The sequence below is a fragment of the Hominimerdicola alba genome, assembly GCF_900109655.1.
Taxonomy (GTDB): Bacteria; Bacillota; Clostridia; order Oscillospirales; family Ruminococcaceae; genus Hominimerdicola; species Hominimerdicola alba_B.
The window spans coordinates 42,242-68,288 of record NZ_FOAT01000007.1 but is presented as its reverse complement, the minus strand read 5'-3'; the positions used below and the strand labels follow the sequence as shown (position 1 = coordinate 68,288).

General features: G+C 35.7%; 23 protein-coding genes. 16 read left to right on the top strand and 7 right to left on the bottom strand.

Going from position 1 to position 26,047, the window contains the following annotated elements; translation table 11 throughout:
- Positions 1-6 precede the first annotated feature (6 nt).
- From BMY75_RS09465 to BMY75_RS18235, 15 genes are all read left to right on the top strand, one after another.
- Positions 7-1,116 carry a glycosyltransferase family 4 protein gene (locus BMY75_RS09465; protein ID WP_074833101.1) on the top strand — a complete coding sequence of 370 codons (1,110 nt, stop codon included), beginning with the start codon at positions 7-9 and terminating at the stop codon, positions 1,114-1,116.
- A complete protein-coding gene (locus BMY75_RS09460; RefSeq protein WP_074833098.1) occupies positions 1,113-2,216 on the top strand; it encodes a glycosyltransferase in 1,104 nt (367 codons plus the stop codon). The genes BMY75_RS09465 and BMY75_RS09460 overlap by 4 nt, the downstream gene beginning before the upstream one ends.
- Positions 2,217-2,230: 14 nt before the next feature.
- Positions 2,231-3,376, top strand: a complete 1,146-nt coding sequence (locus BMY75_RS09455; RefSeq protein WP_074833096.1) for an O-antigen ligase family protein — start codon at positions 2,231-2,233, stop codon at positions 3,374-3,376.
- Positions 3,377-4,510: a CDP-glycerol glycerophosphotransferase family protein gene (locus BMY75_RS09450; RefSeq protein WP_074833094.1), complete on the top strand. Its 1,134-nt coding sequence runs from the start codon at positions 3,377-3,379 to the stop codon at positions 4,508-4,510.
- Complete coding sequence (locus BMY75_RS09445) at positions 4,511-5,338, top strand: LicD family protein (protein WP_074833092.1); 828 nt, start codon at positions 4,511-4,513, stop codon at positions 5,336-5,338.
- A gap of 1,039 nt (positions 5,339-6,377) precedes the next feature.
- Positions 6,378-6,836 (top strand): glycerol-3-phosphate cytidylyltransferase, encoded by a 459-nt coding sequence (gene tagD, locus BMY75_RS09440; RefSeq protein WP_074833091.1) that lies wholly within the window; start codon positions 6,378-6,380, stop codon positions 6,834-6,836.
- A gap of 48 nt (positions 6,837-6,884) precedes the next feature.
- Positions 6,885-7,835, top strand: a complete 951-nt coding sequence (locus tag BMY75_RS09435) for a LicD family protein (RefSeq protein ID WP_074833088.1) — start codon at positions 6,885-6,887, stop codon at positions 7,833-7,835.
- Complete coding sequence (locus tag BMY75_RS09430) at positions 7,832-9,031, top strand: ATP-grasp domain-containing protein (protein ID WP_074833086.1); 1,200 nt, start codon at positions 7,832-7,834, stop codon at positions 9,029-9,031. Before BMY75_RS09435 ends, BMY75_RS09430 begins: the two co-directional genes overlap by 4 nt.
- Positions 9,031-9,663, top strand: a complete 633-nt coding sequence (locus BMY75_RS09425) for a GNAT family N-acetyltransferase (RefSeq protein ID WP_074833083.1) — start codon at positions 9,031-9,033, stop codon at positions 9,661-9,663. The genes BMY75_RS09430 and BMY75_RS09425 overlap by 1 nt, the downstream gene beginning before the upstream one ends.
- On the top strand, positions 9,653-11,224 hold the full coding sequence (locus BMY75_RS09420; protein ID WP_170844279.1) for a lipopolysaccharide biosynthesis protein: 1,572 nt from the start codon (positions 9,653-9,655) through the stop codon (positions 11,222-11,224). Before BMY75_RS09425 ends, BMY75_RS09420 begins: the two co-directional genes overlap by 11 nt.
- Positions 11,225-11,512: 288 nt before the next feature.
- A complete protein-coding gene (locus BMY75_RS09415) occupies positions 11,513-11,923 on the top strand; it encodes an FAD synthase family protein (protein WP_074833077.1) in 411 nt (136 codons plus the stop codon).
- Positions 11,924-12,544: 621 nt separating this feature from the next.
- A complete protein-coding gene (locus BMY75_RS09410; protein ID WP_074833075.1) occupies positions 12,545-13,777 on the top strand; it encodes a nucleotide sugar dehydrogenase in 1,233 nt (410 codons plus the stop codon).
- Positions 13,774-15,018, top strand: coding sequence for a nucleotidyltransferase domain-containing protein (locus tag BMY75_RS09405; RefSeq protein ID WP_207646269.1), 1,245 nt, complete (start codon positions 13,774-13,776; stop codon positions 15,016-15,018). The genes BMY75_RS09410 and BMY75_RS09405 overlap by 4 nt, the downstream gene beginning before the upstream one ends.
- A 173-nt stretch (positions 15,019-15,191) precedes the next feature.
- On the top strand, positions 15,192-16,904 hold the full coding sequence (locus BMY75_RS09400; protein WP_074833070.1) for an IS1096 element passenger TnpR family protein: 1,713 nt from the start codon (positions 15,192-15,194) through the stop codon (positions 16,902-16,904).
- Positions 16,905-16,987: 83 nt separating this feature from the next.
- Complete coding sequence (locus BMY75_RS18235) at positions 16,988-17,194, top strand: hypothetical protein (protein WP_139199771.1); 207 nt, start codon at positions 16,988-16,990, stop codon at positions 17,192-17,194.
- A gap of 176 nt (positions 17,195-17,370) precedes the next feature.
- On the opposite strand, the gene BMY75_RS18655 is transcribed toward BMY75_RS18235, so the two are convergent.
- The 7 genes from BMY75_RS18655 to BMY75_RS09365 form a co-directional block, all read right to left on the bottom strand.
- Positions 17,371-17,505, bottom strand: coding sequence for a hypothetical protein (locus tag BMY75_RS18655; RefSeq protein WP_278289232.1), 135 nt, complete (start codon positions 17,503-17,505; stop codon positions 17,371-17,373).
- Between the two features lie 242 nt (positions 17,506-17,747).
- Entirely contained in the window at positions 17,748-18,032 is a 285-nt protein-coding gene (locus BMY75_RS18650; RefSeq protein WP_074833066.1) for a transposase domain-containing protein, read from the bottom strand.
- Positions 18,033-18,336: 304 nt separating this feature from the next.
- Positions 18,337-21,201: a BspA family leucine-rich repeat surface protein gene (locus BMY75_RS09385; protein ID WP_074833063.1), complete on the bottom strand. Its 2,865-nt coding sequence runs from the start codon at positions 21,199-21,201 to the stop codon at positions 18,337-18,339.
- 362 nt (positions 21,202-21,563) lie between these two features.
- Positions 21,564-22,439, bottom strand: a complete 876-nt coding sequence (locus BMY75_RS09380; protein WP_074833061.1) for a helix-turn-helix domain-containing protein — start codon at positions 22,437-22,439, stop codon at positions 21,564-21,566.
- Positions 22,440-22,747: 308 nt separating this feature from the next.
- Positions 22,748-23,710 carry a hypothetical protein gene (locus BMY75_RS09375; RefSeq protein WP_139199767.1) on the bottom strand — a complete coding sequence of 321 codons (963 nt, stop codon included), beginning with the start codon at positions 23,708-23,710 and terminating at the stop codon, positions 22,748-22,750.
- The gene (locus BMY75_RS09370; protein ID WP_074833056.1) at positions 23,700-24,236 is read right to left on the bottom strand and encodes a sigma-70 family RNA polymerase sigma factor; all 537 of its coding nucleotides are present in this window, start codon (positions 24,234-24,236) and stop codon (positions 23,700-23,702) included. The genes BMY75_RS09375 and BMY75_RS09370 overlap by 11 nt, the downstream gene beginning before the upstream one ends.
- A gap of 434 nt (positions 24,237-24,670) precedes the next feature.
- Positions 24,671-24,886 carry an AAA family ATPase gene (locus tag BMY75_RS09365; RefSeq protein ID WP_081350500.1) on the bottom strand — a complete coding sequence of 72 codons (216 nt, stop codon included), beginning with the start codon at positions 24,884-24,886 and terminating at the stop codon, positions 24,671-24,673.
- Between the two features lie 543 nt (positions 24,887-25,429).
- On the opposite strand from BMY75_RS09365, the gene BMY75_RS09360 reads away from it, so the two are divergent.
- Positions 25,430-25,747: an IS110 family transposase gene (locus BMY75_RS09360; RefSeq protein ID WP_074833054.1), complete on the top strand. Its 318-nt coding sequence runs from the start codon at positions 25,430-25,432 to the stop codon at positions 25,745-25,747.
- Positions 25,748-26,047: the final 300 nt, after the last annotated feature.

The following is a 26,047-nucleotide window of genomic DNA, read 5'->3' as shown; positions in this document are numbered from 1 at the left end:
CGTACGATGCGAGAAAGAATACTTATTGTGAGTAATGTTACTGCTGGACTTGTTAGTTTTAGAAGTGAACTTATAGAAACGTTGAAAAAAAAATATAATGTGATTGTTCTTGCATCCGATAATGGAAGAAAAGAGCGATTAGAAGCTCTTGGTGTCAAAGTAATAAACATCGATTTAGAACGACATGGCACGAACCCATTAAAAGAAATTAAAATCATTTCTTTGTATAAAAGCTACATGAAGAGAATAAAACCGATAATCGTACTAACATATACTATTAAGCCAAATATTTATGCTGGTATGGCTGCAGCTTGTTTAAATATTCCATATGTTGCAAATATTACAGGTTTAGGCTCGACCGTTGAGAATAGTGGACTAATGCAGAAAATAACAATACCATTATATAGGTTTGGACTTAGAAAAGCACAAAAAGTATTTTTTCAGAACTCTTATAATCAGAAATTTATGTTACAACGTCATATTGTTGAAAAGAAACAATGTGAATTGTTACCAGGATCAGGTGTTAATCTTGAAAAATATAATGTTCATTCATATCCTAATAAAGACACTATAGATTTTGTTTTTATATCTCGAGTTATTAAAGAAAAAGGAATTGATCAATATTTAGATGCAGCTAAATATATAAGAAAGAAATACCCACAAACGAGGTTTCACATTTGTGGAGATTGCGAGGAAGAATATGAGGAATTACTTAAACAACTTGAACATGATGGAGTGATAATATATCACGGGCGTATAGAAGATATTTCAGAGATGCATAGACAATGTTCTTGTACTATTCATCCATCGTATTACCCTGAAGGAATGAGCAATGTTTTACTAGAAGCATGCGCATGTGGACGTCCAATTATTACCACTAATCGACCAGGATGTCAAGAGGTGGTTGAAGATGGCATTAATGGCTTTATTGTAAAACAGAAAGATAGCAAGGATTTGATTTGTAAAATAGAAATGTTTTTAAATCTAAGCAATGAAGCCAAAATGCAAATGGGATTGGCGGGAAGAAGAAAAGTTGAACAGGAATTTGATCGAAAGATTGTAATAAATAAATATTTGCAAGAAATATCAAAAAGGGAAGTAGATGATGGTATTTGAAAATATTATTTGTAATTGATAATCTTGGTGGAGGAGGCGCACAAAAACTAGTGTCCGATCTAATACTAGCAATTACCAATGCGCATTGTGAGCTTCTTTTATTATCGAATAAAACGGATAAGTATTATTCGCTATTAGTACAAAATGGTATTAAGATTCATATTATCCCCAAGAGTTATAAGTCTCCAATTAGTAAAATGCATTATATGTGGCAAATAATAAAAAAGGGACAATATTCAATTATCCATGCAAACTTGTTTCCTGCTTTTTACTATGTTTCGGCGATAAAATTTCTTCACAGAAAGAAATGTCCACCTATATTGATGACAGAACATTCTACCGATAATGGAAGAAGACATAAACCTCTATTTTTCTTTATAGAAGTTCTAATATATAGTCAATATGACCATATTATTAGCATTAGTAACCAAACTCAAATTTACCTATTATCTTGGTTGAAAAACAATAGAAATAATGGAAAAAGGTATTCAGTTATAGAAAACGGTATTGATGTTAGAAGATTTGCTAATGCAGGTAAATATAAGAGGGAACAGATATTTCCTGGCATACTTAAGGAAGACTTTCTTATTTCAATGGTAGGTTCATTTACGAATCAAAAGAATCATAAAAACATGATAGAGGCGATTTCGATTCTTCCTGATGAGTATAAATTGCTACTTGTTGGTGAAGGAAAACTATATAATGATATTGTACAACTTGTTAATGAAAAAGCTCTAAATAAAAGAGTTATGTTTCTTGGCTTTAGGAAAGATACTGCAGAAATAATGAAATCGGTTGATTTGGTTTGTGTTCCATCAATTTGGGAAGGATTTGGGTTGGTTGCTGTGGAAGCAATGGCATGTGGTGTTCCTGTTGCGGTAGCTAATGTTCCAGGATTGTCTGAAGTGGTTGGTGATGCAGGGATTCAATTTGATCCATGTAATCCGAAAGATATTGCAAATGCTCTAAGAAAATGTAGAGATAGTATGGCGTTTGATAATGAAAACACAAATAATAGAATTGCTCGAGCACAAAGATTCAGTATTCTTCGTATGAAAAACGAATATATAGCATTGTTTTTTAAATATTGCAATCGATAAAATAGGTGTATTATATGAAAAAAAATATAACCGCAATTGGATTAATATTGTTCTTTCTATCTGGAACAATATATGTGATGAGGTATTTTAATCATTATCAACAAATCTGTTTGTTAGGATCGATTGCTCTCATTTATTTTTTTAATATATCAACTTTTGCAGTAATTGCTTTACCAAAAGATAAATTAAGTAATATATACATATTATTTGTAGTAACAATTTGTATTTCAGGTGTTATTACAATGAAGAAATCATCATTTATAGCGGCAACTGGTATGTATTTAATATGGCTACTATGTGTCCCCTGGATGACAAAGCACAAAAGTATATATGTATTTTGTAAAAATAAAATACATATATACTATTTGCTGCCTTTTGCTATAGTGATGATTTATTCTATTGCTTTGTATCCTATAAGATTATATAGGTATTCGGGTGCATTTGTTACATCAAATGGTACTGGAGATACAGCTGCAACTGCTTGCGCTGCTTGCTTGTCGTTATTAGGATATGATTTAAAAAAGAATCGACCAACGCATAGAATAACAGTTGATATTATTATAACTGTCTTTACCGTGTTTATATCTTTGATATCAACTTGTAGGGGAGCTATTATAACTGTAATAATCATGCTTATTGTGTTTTTTTGTGTGCTGATTCATGAAAGTATAATTAGTCCTAAAAGTGCTATGAAAATAATTGGTATTCTATTGTTTGTGTTTCTTATAGGGCTTCTACTTTATCAAACTGATTTTTTTAGAACTGCGATTGACAATGTTATTTACAAATTTAATCAGAAATCCGAAGATACTTTTGATGGAAGAACAGAAAGATGGGATGTTATTTTAGGTAGAGCTAAATGGTTCGGAAATGGAAGTCGAGGTGGAATTGCTGCTCATAATAGTTATTTGAGTATTTTAGATCAATATGGTGTAATTGCTGCATTATTGTTGGTGTTATTTGTGATAACTGGATTAATATCATCATTTAAATTCGCTTGGTCTAAAAATGATACAGGAAATACAAAGTTTTTTCCTTTGTTCGTATATATAGCGTTTGCTTGCATGTCATTAACAGAAGGTATGATGCTAAAAACTGTTATGTTAGCATGTGTGTGGAGTATTCCATTATTAAATATAGAAAAGGAAGAGATAGTTTAGATGAATCATGATTATATCAGAAAACCAATATATATGTTCCTTTCATTGATTAATTGTATTGTACCAAAGAAAAAGAAAATTTTTATATATGGGGGAGACTTCTTAGAAGATAATAGTGAGGCAATGTTACATTACATCTCCAAAGAGACTCATATGAAAACCGTATGTGTAGTTAATAAAGTACGAAAATATAATCCTAAGTCGCACATTAAGTTTAAAAAAAATACCTACATTAATGCTATTATAGAAATGCTGACTTGTACAGTAATGCTCGATTCGTCATACCATACTATTAAGATGAAACCGACTCAAAATCAGCTTTTTATACAATTATGGCATGGAAGTCCATTAAAAAAATTGCCGCCGAGCAGTTATATTTCAAATGGGAAATATTATTCAATGTTCTATTACGCATCTGATATGTTTAAGGAACATCTTAAGTATACATTTGATGTTTCAGATGAACAAATGGTACTATGCGGACACCCACGTAATGATTATTTGCTTTTTAATAATCGAAGACCGGATTTTTTATCCACAAATGTCAAAAATGTAATTTGGTTGCCAACTTACAGGCATGGAAACGGACGTTCAGAAAGTGATATAGATTTTCCAGTACTGGACTCAAGTAATGTCAACGAACTTAATTGTTTGCTAAAAAAACTGGGTATCAAACTATACATTAAGCCACATAGATTACAGTCAAAAAGCATTAATACGGTTCTTGAGTCTTGCGAAGATAGCAATATAATTGTCATTTCTGATGAATATTTGATTAGAAAGGGCATTGTGTTATATCAACTATTAAGTCATATGGATGCATTACTTACAGATTATTCAAGTGTGTATTTTGATTATCTACTGTTAGATAGACCGATTGGTTTTGTCATTACAGATTTTGATATATACGGAGATAATCGGGGCTTTGCATTTACTGATCCATTGTCTCTTATGCCTGGAATTAAAATTTATGATTTTGATGGTCTGCGTGAATTTTTCATGGATTTATCTGAAAGTAATGATGGTTACGTAAAAAATAGGATGGTGGTGAATGATGCTTGCAATTTCTATAAGGATGGACTTAATTGTAAAAGAACTCTCAAAATAATAGAAAATTTTATGAAAGGAAATTAAATGGATAAATTAAAGCAACTTCAACAAGTTGAACTTGGGATTTTACGGGATGTAATTGAAATATGTAATAGACATAAACTGAGATATTATATGTTGGGTGGTACACTTTTAGGTGCAGTCAGACATAAAGGATTTATTCCATGGGATGATGATATTGATATTGGAATGCCTCGTCCAGATTATGATAAATTTATTAGAATAGCTGCTGAAGAATTAAAATCGCCTTATGATATTTATACTACCAATAATGGAAAAGGTGAATATAGCTATTACTATGCAAGAGTAGTAAATAAAAAAACACGACTTTTAAGAAAAATGTCTCAAAAAGAAGTAAAAATTCCTGTTTGGATAGATGTTTTTCCATTGGATGGGGTTCCAAATGATAATAAAGTTGTAGACAAATGGTTGAAAAAATGTCGATTTAGATTTAGGATTTTCAATTATTCGCAGTACAGCTATTTTGTCAATCTCAGCAGAAAGCATGATAATGATAATTTCTTTACAAAAACTTTCAGATATTTATTTTATTATCTTAGAATAGAAAATCTTATTAGTACTAAGTGGGCATGGAGAAGATTAGATAATCTGCTAAAAGCTTATGATTACGATGAATGCGATTCACTTATAAACTTTTGTGGTGCTTGGGGCGTTAGAGAAATGTTTTCAAAAAGCATATACGGTAAAGGAAAACTATATAAATTTGAAGACATGGAGTTAATTGGACCTGAGAATTATGATTTTGTTTTGTCGCAGATGTATGGTGATTATATGACACCTCCTAAAGATGCAGATAAAAATCGACATAATATAGAGGTAGAGTGTTTGTGATTTAAATACAAATAGTAAGAGATAAATATGAACATTAGCTTGTATGGTACTATTACATTGGATACAGCATTAGCAAGGATAATGCAAGTAATTAGCTATTCTATAAAAGGATGGTATGCAATCTCAGACAAAATTTATACTATTAACCACCAAAAGCATGATAAGATATGTAATGTTGTATTACAAATATAGTTGAAATATTAAAATGAAATTGTTTTTGCTGTTGAGAATACAGAAATGCAATGCTATTGGTAGCTGAATCATCTTGTCTTGTCACCCTTTTATAAAAGACAAGTTATTGTAGATGCCATCAAAGGTATTGAGGATGATTTGATTAAGAAAATGAGTGAAGCAATAAAAAAGACAATCCTAGAATCTAAGATTGTGGCACGATTTGTCCTTTTTCATGAGAAGAAGATGCTTATGATTTTTCGACAATGAAAGATTTGCTTTCAAAGAGATTGCAATAGCTGGATATGTTCAGTCCTTTATTTATAATTCATTGAGAGTAAATACATAAATATTTGGATATCAAAAGCTTTGAGATATGTGGTACCTTAAAGAACATTATAGCTTTAGTATTAAGGATAGAATCTGGATTTGGAGATAATACTAAACTACTTTGATTACACTAAGACATGTTGAGATAGAGTATTTATGTCTGAAAATAGGATGTTTACACGATACGTTTTGGGGGCTTATAGGTATGGTCGATCTTATTGATACGGTAAATAATAGTCGCTACAATAGATGTGGATACTAAATTGGAAAATGATATAATCCAATTTGATGCTTCAAACAAGTGTGAATGGTTATTGAAGACGTCAATGCTATTTAGTTATCAAATAAGTATGACGTTGATTTTTCAATTATTTCTAATGTTGATTTAATTATTAATAATGATGTTTGACCATGAAAGGTCGATAAACAATTAATTGGCAGAAACAATAAATCTGGACTTATCAAAATTCGTCTTTGACACAAAATTTGGAAATGCAGTAATAAAAATGCTGCAATATGAGTAAAAGGAGATCAAAGTATGAAAAGAGTTATAACTTATGGAACTTTTGACCTATTGCATTATGGTCATATTAATTTGCTTAGAAGAGCTAAAGCTCTTGGTGACTACCTTATTGTGGTTATTTCATCTGACGAATTTAACTGGAATGAAAAGCATAAGAAGTGTTATTTTACATATGATCAGAGAAAGGCTCTTGTAGAAGCCGTTCGTTATGTTGATCTTGTAATCCCTGAAGACAGTTGGAATCAGAAACGTTCAGATATGCATGAGTATCATATTGATACTTTTGTTATGGGAGATGACTGGAAAGGTAAATTTGACTTTTTAAAAGAAGAAGGTGTGGAGGTCGTTTATCTTCCTCGTACTCCTGAAATCAGTACTAGCAAGATGAAGAAGGATCTTTATGATGCAAACGCAGTAGATGGAGAGAGTAAAACAAGTCATGAAGATATAAATACCGATCCTTCTGATAATTGAAAAAGAATTTTCAATAAGTAATAATGTATGTGAAGGAGATGCTGAGGATTGCTTCCAATTAGAATTGATATTCCAGAAGATTTTTATCAGGAAGAAAAAAGATGCAATTATTTAATTAGTAAAAGAATGAAAAAAGCATGGAGCATACAATTAGATTTACTTTCTGAGTTAAATCGCATATGTCAAAAGCATAATCTTGTATATTATGCTGATTCAGGTACACTTATTGGTGCCATCAGACATAAGGGATATATTCCTTGGGATGATGACATTGATATAGTAATGAAACGAGAAGACTATGATAGACTTATAGAAATCGCTAAAGACGAATTTAAGGAACCATATTTTTTGCAAAATGTGTATTCAGATCATTTTGTTCGAGGATACACTCGGCTTCGTAATTCTAAAACTACAGCTATAACCATTCGTGACGCAAGAATGGATTTCAATAAAGGTATATTTATAGATATTTTTCCGTTAGATCATGTTCCAGATGACGAGTCAGAGCGAAAAAAATGGATAAATAAAATTAGAAAGACGTATGCTGTTATTCATTACGGAATTCAAAGTAATCCAAATGATTTTGACTCAATTACTAAAAAAATTAAGAGCCGAGTATTTCACTTGTTTTTTAAAGTATTTGGGTATCATCGGTATTTCAAATATTATGAATCAATTTGCAAAAAGTATAACAGTAAACCTACAAAATATATAAGCTATGTTGCTTATTCTAGAGGAAAGGATAAGCATATTTGGGAATCGAAATGCTTTGAAACCTGCAAATTCGTTCCATTTGAATTTACAAATATTTGTATTCCAATTGGCTATGATTCTCGGTTAAGAACTGAATATGGAGATTATATGGAAATCAGACAAGCACCTACTGCACATGGAGATATGATTCTTGAACCCGAGGTGGATTATCTTACTTATATGAAGGAACACGACATAAACGAGATTATAAATTGTTTGCAAGAACGGAGTGAAGATAAAAAATGATTAATGCAGACCTAACGGTTGTGGTTTTTGGAAAACACTACTTATCTTCATTAGATATTATTCGCTCATTGGGAATTGCTGGTTATCGTGTTAGTTTAGCGTTGGTGACAAATGCAAAGAGTATTTTTAATATTGCTGCAAAAAGTAAGTTCGTTTCAGAAAAAAAACAGATTCCATTAAAAGAAGATGAAACTGTCATAAATGAATTCTTAACATTTAGTCATAGCATTATTGGAAGAAAGTTTTTATTTCCTGTTGATGATTATGCTAACGCAATAATAGATAAATTCCGAGAGATTCTAGAAAAAGAATATATTTTGCCAATAAATGAAGATGCGAACCATAGCTTAACAGAGTTGATGGATAAGCATGTTCAATGGGAATTGGCAAAAAAAGCTGGATTAAATGTTCCAGCAGAAACTGTTATAGATTTATCAAAGCCAATAGATATACCGGATAATATTGAATATCCGTGCTTTTGTAAACCATTATTGAGTGTAAGTGGATATAAAAAGGAACAGTGTCGTTGCAATAGTGAAGAGGAACTTAAGGAACACTTAAATAAATTAAAGAATACAAATAGTAAACGTTCAGTACTAATACAGAAATTTTTGGAAATCGAAGATGAATTTGTTCTTCTAGGTATTTGTACTTTTGATAAAGCATTTATTTCAGGCGTAGTAAATAAAATCATTTACACGAAACATGTCAAGGGACTAGGAGTAGTTTTTACAATTAATGATATTATGGATAATGATGAATTGACGAAAATTAAAGATAAAATTGAATGCTTTCTTTTATCAACTGGATATGTTGGGATGTTTGATTTGGAATTTGCAAAGGCAAACGGCAAATTGTTCTTTAATGAATTGAATATTAGACCAAGTGGATTGGGGTATTCCTTAGTGAAATCAAAAATGAATCTTCCACCTATACTTGTTCAGTCATTAACTAACGAAGTACCCAATTATAGTAAAATACAAAATGGTAAGTATGGAATAACCTTCTTATCTGAAAAAAATGTGTTTGATGATTATTTTAAGAATACAATATCATTCAGGCAGTTATGCTCGTATTACAGAAAAACTGATGATTCTTTAATTAAAGACAGTAAAGATTTAGTTCCGTTAATGTATTTTTATTTGTATCAAACCAAAAGATTATTTAGCAAACTGGCTCATAGGAGACGAGTATAATGGCAGAGATTGAAATAAAAACTAAAGATGACAATATAACTTTAGACGAAGTAAATGCTGTTATTGAAAAAAGTTTTACTGTCGCAATGAAGCAGGAAAAAATGGAATTTGCAACGGTGAAATTTGATAAAAAGGAATTTCAGAAACTGACCGAAGAAGCAAAATTGACCTGTTTTGTTGCAATGGATGGAAACAAAGTTGTAGGCACCATGACATATACGTTAGTGGATTGGAAACGATGGTATCAAAATGGAAAAGCTCCGAAACTTCGGTATATGGCTGTGCTTCCAGAATACTCGGGGAGACATATTGCAACTAATTTGGCTGAAGCAGTTAAATTATATGCACAAGATCAAGGGTATAATCTTCTGTTTCTATCTACTCCATCAAAAAATAAAATAGCTCAGAAAATGTATAAAAAATTAGGCTTTTCAAAATTACGCTATAAGATTGTTAGTGGACACGGCGTTATTGAAATGGGATATTGGAAAAATGGATGCCCGTATTCGGAGGCAAAAGTAAAACATGAATATTTTCGGTCTGTACTAATAACCTTTCCCTTAGTACAGTATATCTCTAAAATAAAACTAAAATTCAAGAGGTTAATTGGTGGTGATAAGGGTGGCAATTAAGGAGTCTTCAAGAACAAAGAATTCTGTAAAAAATATATTTGCCAGTTTGGGAGGACAACTACTTGTCATTGTTTTACGTTTTGTAACACGAACTGTTTTTATTCATACTTTAGGAACAGAATATCTGGGCATAAATGGTTTGTTTTCAGAAATATTATCTATGTTATCCCTTACGGAATTGGGAATTGACACGGCTATCAATTTTCAAATGTATAAGCCATTGGCAGAGCATGATGATAAACGTGTTCGTGTTCTAATGAAATTTTATAAACAGGCTTATAGAATTATAGGTTTAGTTATTTTCTTATTGGGATTATGCCTTATTCCTGTTCTGCGATTTTTGATTAAAGATTATGATTCGCTAGAAGGTCTGGGGATTAATGCTGTATTGATATTTATACTATATCTATTACAAAGTGTGTCATCGTATTTGTTTTTTGCATATCGAAGCACGATAATGAAAGCGAACCAAAAGAAATATATTCTTGATATCGCCGGTTATGCAATAATGTTAGCTACTAATATTTCTCAGATATTAGTTTTAGTATATCTGAGAAATTTTGTAATTTATACTGCAACTGTAATACTGTTTAATATTATTCAAAATGTTATAAATGCGGTTATTGTTCAAAAGTACTATCCACAATTCTTTATAAAAGAAGAAGAATCTTTGAGTAAAGCTGAGGTTCAGTCGCTATTTAAGGATTGTGGTGCACTGTTTGTTTATAAAATCAATGCTGTAGTGTTGAAAGCAACAGATAATACAATCCTAAGCACGTTTATAGGTTTAAAGATTGTTGGTCTTTATTCTAATTATTTGTTGTTTTATTCGATATGTAAAAATATGTTAAGTATGCTCTATACATCAGTTAAAGCTAGTATGGGAAATCTGTTTGCTGTAAGTGATGATCAAAAAAAATACTTATTTTTTGAAATCATGAACTATTTGACAGTAATCCTGTACGGTACAGCAGGAATTGGTATTGCAGTTTGTGCAAATGAGTTTATTTCTCTTTGGATAGGAACCGAGTACACTATTAAGCAACCATTTCCGATTTTAATTGGAATTGAATTGATTTTTAATGGATTAAAGAACAATCTTGGTCAAATTCGCAACATTAGTGGTGCGTTTAGACAAATGTGGTTTCGTCCGGTTTTGGGAATTATAGTTAATTTAGGAGTTTCAATTATCTTAGTGAATATTTGTGGTATATATGGAGTTATCATAGGTACAATTTCGGCTGATTTGCTAACAAATTTTATGGTAGATCCAGGAGTAATACACAAATATAGTCTGAATAATTATAAACCTGTTTCTAACTACTATATAAAGAATATAAAGTATTTTATTATCTTAGTTACTGTAGGAATTATAGATTATTTGTTATGTAAATTTCTCGTTGTTAACATTGCATGGCTCTCACTTATTGTTCATGTATTGATTGTTGCTAGTACTGTCCCGGTTACATTTTTATTACTATACCGTAATTCTAATGAATATGATTATCTGATTGGCATTGTCCGCAAAATATTTAATAAGCGTAAATCTTGTAATAGTTGATAAGAAATAATTTATTTTATAAAATAAATAGTATGTGGATTATACCTCCCGGATACGTTATTAATGGTATCCATAAGCTTATTTCGAGTCATGAGGTATAAACTCTTTCTGACATGTATCTTTTTGTATGATTTTGCCGTTTGATATTGACAAATATAAAAAAAAGTGAGAAATCAAGGATTATGTTTATCTGCATAATGATACAAGTAACTGTAATAGACTTGTGGGATTTATGGAACTTTGAATAGGCTATTATTTATTAAATCAATATATAAAGGAGAAAAAATAATGAAAAAAGTTATTACTGTAGGTGTTTTTGATTACTTTCATTTAGGACATCTTCGCCTCTTTGAAAATGCTAAGAAATTGGGAGATTATTTGATAGTTGCAGTTCAAGATGGGGATTGCATACTTAAAACTAAACCCGATGCAACCATTCTTTATACAACTAAACAAAGAATAGATTTGGTAAAAGCTCTTCGCGTAGTAGACGAGGTAATTACATATCAGGATGTAGATAAAACTTTGCCTGAGGTTGATTTCGATATTTTCGCTATTGGGGGAGATCAGAATCATGATGGGTTTAAAAGAGCTGTAGAATGGTGCAGAGAGAATGGTAAAGAAGTAGTAAGATTACAAAGAACACCGGGTATTTGTTCATCTGCTATAAAGAAACAGCTTGACAAAACAGAGTCATAAATTGGGATATGCTAGATTCATTATAAATGCTATATACTTGAAATAACATTGATAATTATCATTAAATACATTGCACACACATTTATAAGTGATTATTCTAGTACTGATTAAGATTTTTTTTTAGATAAATTGGTTTTGGGTATGTTTGATGTATTTAATTATGAGTATCTCAATCGTTTTTTGGATCATTGAAAGCATATGAATCCTGTATAATCTGGATACGTATTTTGAAACTGATAAATGTTGTAGGGGATATTGTGGTTGGACATTGATACAACAGATGATAAGATGCTGGCTTTGGAAAAATTCCACTTTGATTACTGTTTTCTGGTGATGACTGGAAAGGCCCAGATCGTTATATGAGAACAGAAGAACAGTTTGCTAAACTTGGGGCTTCAATTGAGTACTTCCCATATACTCAAGGAATAAGCGCAACGCAGATTAAAGAGAAAATGAAAGAATAAGTTGAGATTATCTTTGTGAATTTTGTAAGAAAGACATACGATAATTGATAATTCTGATTTTTAAACGGAGATTTGATATTAAAATTTCAATCATGTACGGAAATAGTTCGTATTGCAAACTGGCACAAGAAATTCAATAAATGATTGGAGAGAAATAATGAAAATAGCAGTAGCTGGAACAGGATATGTCGGACTTTCGATTGCAACGCTTTTGGCGCAGCACAATACCGTTACAGCGGTTGATATTATCCCAGAGAAAGTCGAACTGATAAACAATAAGAAATCGCCCATTCAGGACGATTACATAGAGAAATATCTTGCTGAAGAAGAGCTTGATCTTATTGCAACTCTCGATGGTGAGAGCGCATACAAAGACGCCGATTTCGTAGTTATCGCTGCTCCTACAAACTATGATCCAAAGAAGAATTTCTTTGATTGCAGTGCTGTTGAGTCTGTTATAGAACTTGTTCTCAAAGTGAATCCGAACGCGATAATGGTCATCAAATCAACCATTCCCGTTGGTTATACAAAATCGGTTAGAGAAAAGTATAATACAAAGAATATTATTTTCAGCCCTGAATTTCTTCGTGAGAGCAAGGCACTTTATGATAATCTCTATCCGAGCAGAATAATTGTCGGCACCGATCTTGAAGATGCGAAACTGACAAATGCCGCGCATACTTTCGCTGATCTTTTGCAGCAGGGAGCAATCAAAGAAAACATCGACACGTTGTTTATGGGCTTTACCGAGGCAGAGGCGGTCAAGCTGTTTGCGAATACATATCTTGCGCTGCGTGTAAGCTATTTTAACGAGCTTGACACTTATGCAGAGATGAAAGGTCTTGACACTCAGCAGATCATTAACGGCGTGTGTCTTGACCCGAGAATTGGCAGTCACTACAACAATCCCAGCTTTGGTTATGGCGGTTATTGTCTGCCGAAGGATACCAAGCAGCTGCTTGCTAATTACGCTAATGTTCCGCAGAATATGATGTCTGCAATTGTTGAATCCAATCGCACTCGTAAGGACTTCATTGCAGATCGTGTTCTTGAGATTGCTGGTTATTACAGCGCAAATAGCACATGGGATTCTGCTAGTGAGAAAAACGTAGTTGTAGGTGTGTATCGTCTGACGATGAAATCGAACAGCGATAACTTCCGTCAGAGTTCTATCCAAGGTGTAATGAAGCGTATCAAAGCTAAAGGAGCTACTGTTATCATTTACGAGCCTACACTTAAAGATGGCGAGACATTCTTTGGAAGTGTTGTTGTAAATGATCTTGAGAAGTTCAAGACACAGTCTGCGGCTATTATTGCTAACCGTTATGATGCTTGTCTTGATGATGTAGCGGATAAGGTTTATACCAGAGATATTTTTAGGAGAGATTGAACATTAAAAGCACCTTTCGGGGTGCTTTTTCAAAATCATCAAGGAGTGAAGCTGAAATGAAATTGACCACGACTCAAGTTGCATTATTAGAAGCAATAAAAGCTTCACTATTTGGAACTGAACCTAATTATTCTGCTGACACAGATTGGGATGAGGTTATAAAAGAAGCAAAAGCTCAGACTGTCTTGGGAATAATAAGCCCTGTCATTCCTGTAAAGGACGTAAGTGTCGAAATGGGTAAAGCGACATACATGAGGATTCTGTTTGAGCAGGATAAACTTGTAAAGTTGCTTGATGCTAACGATATTCCTTGTGTTATACTCAAAGGTTCTGCTGCTGCGCAGTATTATCCGAAGCCATATTTGCGAGCAATGGGTGATATAGATGTACTTGTCACTCGTGCTAAATTTGAAAAGGCTGTTGAAGTATTGGAAAGCAACGGATATATTTACGACCATAACAAGGATGAGAATGGTCATATGTTAGCGTATGAACGAAATATCGTATATAAGAAAAACGGTATAATAATTGAATTACATCATCATTTCAGTTCTGAAGGCTTTGACATGGACGATATTCTTGAGCAGTCAATAGATAAACGAGAGTATCGAGAACTGGACGGATATAAAATTCCGGTGCTTCCGGATATTGAAAATGGACTGGTACTTTTGGGACACATCAATCAGCATATGAGAGGATGTGACCTCGGGTTACGTCAGATTATAGATTGGGAAATATTTATTCATAAAGTGATGGATCGTGATTTGTGGGAAAATACATTTATTCCAATTGCTAGGAGTACTGGATTAGACGAATTGGCATTGAATACAACAGCAATGTGTATTGAATATTGTGGTCTGCCTAATGATCTGAACATGGTAATACAATCGAAAAAATCTTTAGCTGAGTATTTGGATATTATATTTGAGACCGGAAACTTTGGAATAAAGGCATATAATTCATCAAAAAAGAAAAATGATAAAAGAATTATGTATACTGCTTATAATATAAAAAGCTTTGGATTCTTTCGGTACTTTCAAAATGATGGACTAAGAAAATGGAGCTTGTGTAAAAAGTACCCGTTTCTGATCCATTTTGCTTGGATCTACGGTATAGTCAGAACTGTAATAAAAGGTATATCTTCAAATATCAATATCAAAAGCATAAAGAAAGAAGTAAAGAATGGAAATGACAGGCTCTCGTTAAATAAAAACATTGGCGTAAAATCTAAAAATACGTAATGAATTGTGTTTGAATAGTCATTTCGTCAATGAGAATATTTTGCGATAAAAGTGCATTAGGAGCCAAAACTCCAAAATGCACTTTTATAAGACATGAAAGTTTAGGTTGACAACTAATCGCTTATTTGCTATAATATACCCATCAGCTGAAATAAATCTTAGGAGTCCTACCCATGAGTGAGCAGGACATCTACCAAAAGGTCATATCTATATACAATGAAACTGAGTCGGTAAAGGATACTGTTGCTGAAACTGGTCTTTCAAAAGTTAAGGTTCAGAGGATACTTATCACCGAAGGTCTTTGGTGCAGCAGGAGCAGTCTTGAGATAGGTGAACTTTATGTACAAGGGCTTTCGACAGAGGAAATTGCCGAAAAGCTTCATATGACAATAAAAAACGTTCAGGCGTATATTCCTTATAGCAGGGGAGTATACGGTAATTCTTCTTCAAATGATGCCGAATGGAGCAGCGAGTACAGAAAGCGTATGAAGCTGGCTGCTCAAAGAATGAAAAGAGGAAATAGTACGAAAATAAGCATCGAGAAAATACCTGAGATAAAAGCTGATTTTACATACTTTGATATTCCCGTCGAGTGCGAGGAGAACAAAAACTGTGTTCTCCGGCTAAGACTGGAATTGGTGGATTCGGATTCAAAGCAGCCGGAACCGGACAGTGATGCTTTGAAACTTGCTAAGGCTGAAAGCTCAATAAGCAGAACAGTTCTTGTCCCGGGCAATATGACCCTTCATTCAATGCACTATATGATCCAGAAGCTGTTTGGCTGGCAGAACTCACATCTTCACAATTTCAGCCTGCCCGATTCTGTTTTTGAAAAGCTGATAGAGAATAAAACAAATCAGTGGGCAAAGCTTGTGGGAACTCTGTTTTATCTACATGATGAAGATGTTGATGACAGTTATGCCGATGATGACTATATGCAGAATAAGAGCTTCAAGACCTGGCTGAAACACAAATACATCGATAATGATTATCTGTCGGTTTGTAACACTTATTCGGATAATAGGAGAAAGATCAGCGAGCTGGGCGAACATATAGATCTTAAGGCAGATAGTTCCCTCAGAGAAACCATATATGAGCAAGATCCAAACTATCTGCTTGAAAATCTGCGTATCAATGAATTGATGATAAGCAGCTCGGATGATGCGTTCTCAGTTCCTGAATGGAAAGCAAGAATACTCAGTTCAATAGCTGATACAGAAGAAATCGAAGAGTTGACTACAGCGAACCCAAAAAAAGCAGAAGCACTCAATGAAGCTGTAAGGCAGCTTCTTACATGGAGGACGAGCTATTGCAATTTGATGGAGATAGGTTTTGAAAATCCGTCCAAGATAAAAAACGCTTACGGAATGACTGCCGATGAAGCTATTGCAGAACATAAGACTTCTTTGAAATATTGGAGTATGGCATCACGCGATCTTTTCAAACTTAGACCCAAACTAATCCCTAACGTTAGCGAATTGTATTATCATTATGACTACGGTGACGATTGGTGCGTGAAGATCACCTGCGAAGAAGTCTATGACAGAATAAACTTCTTGAATTATCAAACAAAGGACGGCTGGTCAAAAGTTGATGTGTTTACATACGATGATGCACGCAAAAACTACAAATATAAAGACAGCATAGGCTCGGAGGTATGTGAAGAATTGCGACAGAAGCTTGTTGAGATAGACATCGAAAGCAACCAACTTTGTATTGGAACTGACGGCCTTAATGTTTTTGACGATGTGGGTGGTATTTATGGCTTTATCGAATTTCTGAAAGAGATCAATGATCACTCAAATCCGGAACGCGAAGAAACGCTGAACTGGGCGAAATTTCTTGGCTGGATAGGAAGAAAGAGCAAGCCTGAGAATATGCTCTAAAGAACATACATTAATAATTTCATAAGGTGATTATCATTGTAATTATGGCTCACAAGGCAGTTATGATAATATGCTTTATCATTATGCTGCTCACAGGAGAATTTGCAGGCATTATCCATTTTGGAATTCTTGGCTATCAGTACATTCCCGGAAACTGGCTGATTCGTGCGCTGCCGTATCTGCTGCTCGGAAAAATTCTGCGTGAAAAGAGCGAGATGCTGTTTAAGATAAAAAATGGATATATATCATTTTGTTCATTGCAGGTGCCGCACTTTCACTGGGGGAGATAATCTTATTGGGCAGGACGGGCTTTCTGGTATATCAGGGACATATGATAGGCTATGGGATAATGGCACTGGCTGCCTGCGGTATGGCACTGTCTAGACCGGATGCGAGCCGTTCTCGCTTAACATATTATGACACTGCTCTGTTTGGTATAGTTTATTATATTGATCGATCCGATATACTACATTCTCGGTATCATCGTCGGGCATATAAGTATCGCGTTTGTAGTGTACTTCTGCGGGATAGCAGCACTGTTGTTAAGCGTGGTGATATCATTTGCCCTGAGAAAGAGTATTATTGCGAGACTATTTTTCACAAGCAGTGATTACAACAGCAGGATGATATCTTCGAATCAATAAAAAGTGACCGCAAACCAATCCCACCTTTATAATACCCACCAAAAAGAGCCGTGCTAAACAACACGGCTCTTCTGTATATCATATGCAGGAAACGACTATACCTCACTACACATTTGCTTTACATAGACTCATTTCCGGTATTGTAACTGACTCTACCTGACTAAACTTTTTTCGTGTAAAAGACCGGCAGGTTGTCGCTTCACGGCATCAGAGCTTCAAGCTGTTCTTTTGTCGGAGTATGACCGTACTTCGGCAGCTCTGTCAGCAGATGCAGAAGACACCCGTACACATCAAGACCGTTTCGTTTAGCCGTTTCGATCATCGTCATGATCGCCGTACTTGCGTGTGCGCCCTTCTCGGTAAAGCTGAAAAGAAAATTCTTCCTCGCAATAACATAAGGCTTGATGGTCCAGTTTTCTGCGCACCATTCCTGAAGCTGCATTTCTTTTTTGAATGTTATGAGTGTCGTTGTTTTTAACTGCATACCTGTTACCTCCTTGTCTAATCTACTCCAATGAACTCCATGGATCAATTTGGAATGTCCAATTTACTTCATGGTGTTGCTTGGAGTTTATTATACTTCATTAGACATTGAAGATGTAGGTGCGGAGAGTTTGATACTTACGCGCAATCGCCATCTCTGAAAACTCAGAGATGGCGATTATTTTAGTATTCAGTTCCATTAGGAATCATACCGATCGATAGACAGATACTATTTCGTGCTAAAATAAAGATTGAAACCTATAAATGAATAATGATTTTTTAGCACAATTTCACCTATCTAAAGATTATTTTAACACATATCCAACCAGATAATGATCTATGTTTTTAAGCTTTCCTTTATTATAATTCTTTAACGCATCATATGTAGATGAGAATGTTTTCGGATAATCTTTCGGTTTAGCCTTGCAGAGGAGATTAAATGTTGAAATTGGAACTGCTGAATAACTATTATATACGGCTGCGTATGTATGAATGCGTACATCAAATTTATAGGAAATAATTCCGCATACACCATTCTTCAGTTCAGTATCAAATGCATCACAAGCAGGTTTGTTTATTTTATTATTATATGTTTTTTCAAATTCTTCACTGAATTCGATTACATCGGGATTGAAAGGAACTTCTACTAAGTCTGCTATATCTCTATAGTCTGCTATATCTATAGTGGTATAATTAACATTATATGCATCCAAACAAGAAGAGATTGCTTTTGGATCGCTACCAGCCCAACCGTTACCACCGAATACATAGTAATTACCACATGCGTTCTCCTCAAATTCAGCAGCAAGCTTGAAGAAATCAACCTGAACATTATCCAAAAGAAGTGCATTGTAGGTTCCCATGATTTCACAACATACTTCGTCCATTTTTACATCCACGAAATTCAGTTTTGGGAAATTACCGCCCTCCTGATTGATAAGGAGATCATATACACCGTATTTATAAATGTTTTGTTCTGGATCAACACCAATACTAACATTATGATCATAATTCTCTAAAGCTGTTGTCGATGACGCACCAGTATTTTCCCAGCCGTATTTATTAAGAAGCATCTCGCCAAATCTTGTCCATCCTTTAGGGGAGTATACTTTAACTTTATTTCTTGCATCTTTAGTAGTAACTGTTAATTTTGAACCATCATATGATAAAAAGTATGATGTTGGTTTGCAATCCGGTGTATAACACAATTTACTTCTAAAACGTAAACCATCGATAGGTAAGTTGTCTTTAGAGTATCCATAAGGTAAAACTTCCCAAATTTGAGATGGAAGATTCTTATCTTCTTCAAGTACAACATCCCCGGATTGATTTATTGATAATACTTTATTATTGCTTTCATATTTAACAGAGTATAATTTATATCCGTTTCCACACCATTTAAATCTGAAATAATTCTCATCATCACATTCATCTTTAGATTTATTAGTAGTCTTTACACTTGAGCTTGAAACAGCTTCTATCGGATATGAGGCGTTTTCATCATCATGATACATATTAATAGAATATATTTCATTATTTAAGAAAGAATAGTCATCACGAATACTTGGACGGGGATCAGAAGTATCATAATAACCATCTCCATCAAAATCGGACACACCGGCAGGAATGGTGACAGTCACAGCGTGTTTGATAGCGTTTTCATTATCCCATTTGCCGCCTACTCTGGCAGCAATCGCTACCTTGTAAGTCTTACCGAGAGTCAGGTTCTTAGGAGTTACGAAGCTGTTTGTAGTGATGTTGTTTTTCTGGATCACCCATTTGCCTGCCTGATAAACAGCGATGCTATATCTGTCAGCACCTTTGACCTTATCCCATGTAAATTGTAACTGGTGATATCCCTGATTGTATGTGTATTTGATGTTGGTGGGGTATGTGGGAATAATGATGCGTTTATAGTTGTTCTTGCCATAATTATCGATAACAGCATATTGTCCATCACCGCTTACTATTTTTGTTGGGGTTTTTAAATTAACCCAGCCATCACCATTTACTAGACCAGCTTCTTTTGGTACTTTTCTGAAATTTATTCCAAGAGTAAGAGATTTAAGCTTTTTGCAATCTTTGAACATATCGGTCATATCTGTGACCTTGCTTGTATCAAAGTTTCTTACATCAAGAGTGGACAGACTGGAGCAACCTTCAAACAAAATATTCATATATTTAACATTGCTTGTATTAAAGTTACTTAAATCAAGCGAGGTCAGGCTAGAACATCCTGAAAACATACCAGTTATTGTTAAAACATTGCTTGTATCAAATCCACTTAGATCTAAATTAGTCAGACTGTTACAACGCGCGAACATGAGTACCATGCCGTTGACCTTGCTTGTATCAAATCCGCTTACATCAAGTGTGGTTATTTTAGAACAGCCTCTGAACATAGCAAGCATATTTGTAACATTGCTTGTATCGAATTTACTCACATCAAGCGTGGTCAAGCTGGAACATCCTGCAAACATACCATCAATATGCGTAACATTGCTTGTATCAAATCCGCTTACATCAAGCGAAGTCAGAGCAGAGCAACCATAAAACATTGAACTCATAGATTGAACTTTGCTTGTATCAAATCCACTTACATCAAGAGAATTCAAACTACTACAGTTGTAGAACATATAACTCATACTTGTAACATTGCTTGTATCAAATCCGCTTACATCAAGAGAATTCAAACTACTACAGTTATAGAACATGGAACACATGCTCGCAACACTGCTTGTATCAAAACTGCTCAGATCAAGTGTGGTCAGACTTTTACAGTCTTTGAACATTTCATACATACTATGGACCTGGCTTGTATCAACATTTGAAAGATCGAAATCAGTACAATTTTTGTAACCAGAAAACAGCGAATAGCAGGTTAGAGTGAAAACTGTGCCCGCTTCAGCTACAACAGATTTTACTTTTTCTCGATATTGATTATTAAATTTTTCAAGTGTAAAACGGTTTACCTCACCTCTAAGCGTAAGCACACCTGTATCCAAGTCAAATGAATAACAGTCTACCTCAGTATCAGCAGCCTGCGCTGTAATAACCGATGCTACATTGCTCATTACATCACTTGGTAAAGCTGCACCGCTGGATAATAATGTCAACGCCAGCATACCTGAAACGATACGTTTCATATTTTTTGATTTTTTGTGATTCATTTTAACCCTCCTAAATAAATTATCATGCCGCCATGGCAAGGCGAATTACTCACAATAATAACTCGCAGAGATAAGTATATCACGTTCAATTTTGAATGTCAATTAATTAACACACGATTTAGGATTATATACTTAATCTTATTTAATTACCCAATCACTACACTATATATTATACAATATACTTCTTGTACAAAAATATACGCACTTCATCTTTAGTTAAAATTAATCGATTTCGGTGTTTTAGTAATAAAAACAGCTACGCAAAAAGTGCAGCAGATGTTGGTCTGCTGCACTTTTATCTTGGAAATAAATTAGTATTTTAAGTTGTATATAGAATTCTTTGTAAAGTAGTATGCGGGAAATCATATCTTCTTCACGGGGACAAGCTCGATATAGCCTCTTGTACCTATGGGTTCCAGCTGTATCCTCGGGTTTGAGTCATCGCGCATATATCCCGCAGACGTAAGATCGAACTTCTCCTCCGCCTGCCACACCTGCTGTATCGCCTGAACGTACTGCTCTTCCTCAAACGGCTCGCCGCGGAACATCAGGAAACTTCCTGCAGGCAGGTCTATGACCTCAAAACCCTCGGGAACGGTGCCGTCAAAGTCCGCAGGGACTTCCGCGCCCTGAACGTAGATATTAGCTTTTGGATCTCTCAGATGCTCGGGCAGCCACATACACACAGGCTCGCCGTCAAGGGTGCGTATGCTTGCAAGTATACCCCACACATCACAGCCCACCTCTTCGCAGTAGCTCATATACTCATCAGCCTTTATGCCGCGCTTGATTATTACCTTTCGTGCAGGTCTGTTTACCTCGGTGACAAATACGGTCTTAACGTTTTCCATAGTATCATTCCTTTCGCTGTCTTTCGGTTTCACGAGGTATGGGATAAACAGCGGTATGGGAACGGGTGCTTCGGCATATGCTCTCGGGTTTATCCCGAACTCATTTCGGAACGCGCGCTGATAACCTTCGGCACTTCCGAAGCCCATATCCAGTGCGATATCCAGTACACCGCATTTTTCGTCACGCAGTCTCAGTGCAGATCTGCTTAGTTTCAGTCTGCGGATATACCGTGCAGGTGTCAGACCTGTGTACTGCTCGAATATCTTCCTTGCGTACCACGGGCTGAACAATGCTTCCTCCGCAAGCTGTGCAGGAGTTATCTGTTCACTGATATGACTGTCGATGTACCTTTGCATTCTCTGTACCGCTCTGAGTTTATCGTCCATTTCTTCTCACCTCGTGTGTATATGATAGCATATCAGGCAATGATTTCTCCCGACTTTTTTTGCTCAGTTTATACTTTTCTGTTCTTTGAGGTTTACTACTTTTTTGCAGGGCGTATATCGTCCTGCTGTCGAAATATACTACAAAGGATATTATACCCCATAAGCGTAACTAAGTCAATCTCTACCCAAAAACTATCCCGCCCCAAAAGAAAAGATACTATAACGCACACAGCCCCGCGTCCTTTTTCGGACACGGAGCTGCGCTGGTCATATATAAAAAGCGGGGGTGGCTATGGTCGTATCTACACTTACTCGTAATCAAAGTTTGATTGATCGGGATAATTAACTGCGTGTGCGTGACCGCCCAGATCAATTACATCGCTGCTGTCTTCATACACATCATCAGGATTGCTTGCATGCATATGACCGCCCAGATCAATTACATCGTTGCTGTCTTCATACACATCATCAGGATTGCTTGCATGCATATGACCGCCCAGGTCAATTACATCGCTGCTGTCTTCGATCACATCGTCAGGATTGCTTGCATGCATATGACCGCCCCGGTCGATTACATCGCTGCTGTCTTCATAAACATCATCGGGATTGCTTGCGTGCATATGACCGCCCCGGTCGATCACATCGCTGCTGTCTTCATACACATCATCGGGATTGCTTGCATGCGCATGACCGCCTCTGTCATCTTCCTCGCTTGTTCCGTTTACGGGCTTGCTGTCAGCGGAATTATCAGACTTTTCCGAAGAATTATTTTCTTCCTTTTCGGATATACTCTCTGTTCCCGAGCTGATCTCTTCTTCATGTGAGCTGCTTCCGTCATCGGTCAGACCGCTCTCTGCAGGCGCAGCTGCCTTTGAAACTGAAGTCTGCGCTACCTGTATCTTGGAATTGCTATCCTCATCTGTACTGTTATTTCCGCCAACCAGAATATTGACTGCCAATGTGCTTGCTGCCACTATTGCCAGGCAGGCTGCTATTGCCCCGCCTCTGTGGAAGGTCGATACCTTTCCGAATCTTTTTATACTGTCTATCTTGTTATCTTCATTCATTCTATTCATCGTAATGACTCCTTTCGATGCAGGTACTGAACCCTGCTCTTCAAATCCTGCTTTCTGTAAGGTAGAGGAAAGAATGCGCTCAATGGAGTCGGAAGATACCTTGTCCTCGCCGAAGTTTTCAAGGTCAGCCTTAAATTCTTCCGCATCGGATATCTGCCATTCGTCCATAAGTTTTTTCAGCTTTTTATCCATCATTACTCTCCTCCAGTATTTTTTTCAGTTTTTTGAGCCCTCGTGAAATGCGCTTATCGATCGTATTGTGTCTTATTCCCATTTCTTCTCCTATCGAGCGGCTGTTTTGTCCGAAAAAGTATTTGCGTATGAATATCTCCTCATCAGGCTGACCAAGCTTGTGCAGTGCCTCGTTCAGCCGACTGCGGTCATCGTTCCAATGTTCATCTGCGGGAAGTTCTGCCAGTTCATCCATCGGGATATCGTCCTTGTGCTTCAGTGACTTTTCATACACATCTGCACATCTCCGCCTTGACATCACAGCAAGCAAAGCCTTTACCGATCTGATCTCTTTTTTGTTCTGGGTGATATACCTGTAAAACATCATAAATATATCACTGACAGTTTCTTCAAGATCCTCTGCGGTGCATATCCCGCTCAGCTTTGTCCGCACTATTTTCATAACATATGGGGTATATTGCCGCACGGTCTGTTCAAGTCCCCGTCGCGGGTCCGCAGACAGCAGGGCAAGCAATTCTTTTTCGGTCATATCAAAAAACCTCGCTTTGAAACGTTTCATATACCAAGTCGGAAGTAAAACGTAAAAACTGACACGCCACAAAAAACATTTGTAAACGTTTTGTGAACAGGATTTTCTTTCTCTCGTCACCGTGTCCGTTTGAAACATACTTTTCCTCTTAAACCTATCATATACGGACACAAAGAACGGGCAGTTCACTCTATTTCACAAGCACTGAAATATGTGACCGCCCGCCTTTTACAAAACCTTTTATCGGCTCTATAATGTTTTCAAATTCTCTTATACTATAATATCACAATGCTGATAAAATGTCAATGCACAGATCGTAGTGATACTTCAATTAGGATAGTTAGGATAACACGGTTTATCCAAGAAGTTATGAACAACATCGCCTGCGATACAGAACAGGGCGGTTCCGTCAAAAAAACGGGACCGCCCTCTTTTCATATCTTCTCGATCACGCACTCGTGGTGCTTGTCAAAGAACTCTTTGGAATCGCACCCACAGCTGTAATATGCAGTGAGCATATTCGCAGCCATAGATTTACCGAAACGTCTAGGACGGGTTATACAGACAAATCGGTTTCCAGTTTTCAAAACAGAATTGGTCTGTATAATAAGCTCGCTTTTATCAACGTAGATGTTAGAGTTAAAAGACATTTTGAATTCAGTATAATACCCATAGGATCGCCCCTTTGCTTTTTTCTATTATATCAAATATATCTCCGCTAATCAAGGGCTTACATATAATTTCTATAATTCCCGATCGTTATTATTCGCTTCCTGCTCTTTGCTCTTATGGCAGCTGTCAAGCTTTCCTTTGATGGGTGCTTCTTTTTATTCAATTCTGTTGGACACTCTCGATAGAGGGCTATCGTTAAGGGCTACGGGTTCCCTTAACAGCCAGATCGCAGGGGTACTGCGTTTTGGGAAAGAGCCGTGACCTCGGTATACGGCACTTTCTATACTTGCTATTAGAATGTAATTACCAACCAAACTATAAGCAACAATGTTAGTTTGGCAAAACAAAACGTTGCACCCGACCGAAGGTTTATGTAAAATGAAACTACCATAATATGAGGCTGCCATGCTTTTTATACTTGCCGGTCGGGTACAGCTTTTGTCTGTCTACTCCTATTCATAGCCAGCATAGCGATCTTTGTGAAAAACGTTCAGCCTCGAAATGTGAATGGAGGTAATACTTTGAAAGTAAGAATTTATCCGCAGGATATCCCCGTGATGGGTATCGATTTCAGCAAAGAAAAAAGCGATTTCTGTGTGCTTGATGTCAGTAACAAGATAGTGAAACGAGGTATCGTTCACCATACCCCGGATTCAATAACCGACTTTTTGGAAAAGCTGTCGACCATCTCTGACGAACTTGATGCCATACTTGTCTGCATCATGGAAGCGACTGCGCACTATCATCGTATCCTTTACAAACAGCTTGTAGACAACGGATACACGGTAATGGTCATCAACCCGATACAAAGTGAAAGTATCAAAAACGTGGATATCTGAAACATCAAGAACGATAAGGTAGATGCATACCGCCTTGCACATCTTTACAGACTTGGCAAGCTGAAAGCAGATGAAAAAGAGCGTGCAGAACTGCTGTCTTCGGTTTCAAGAAAGGAAATGCAGTATGTTGAATGAAAGCAATAAATGGAGTTGCAGCTAAAAGAGCTGCAACCCCATTATCATCGTCCTATGTTCATTTGAGATAACCGTAGTACATCCAATAAGATGACCGAACTCTCTTATTTATAAAACGGATATCCGATCCCAATATAAATTTTCTTTGTTAGTATAAGCTTCACC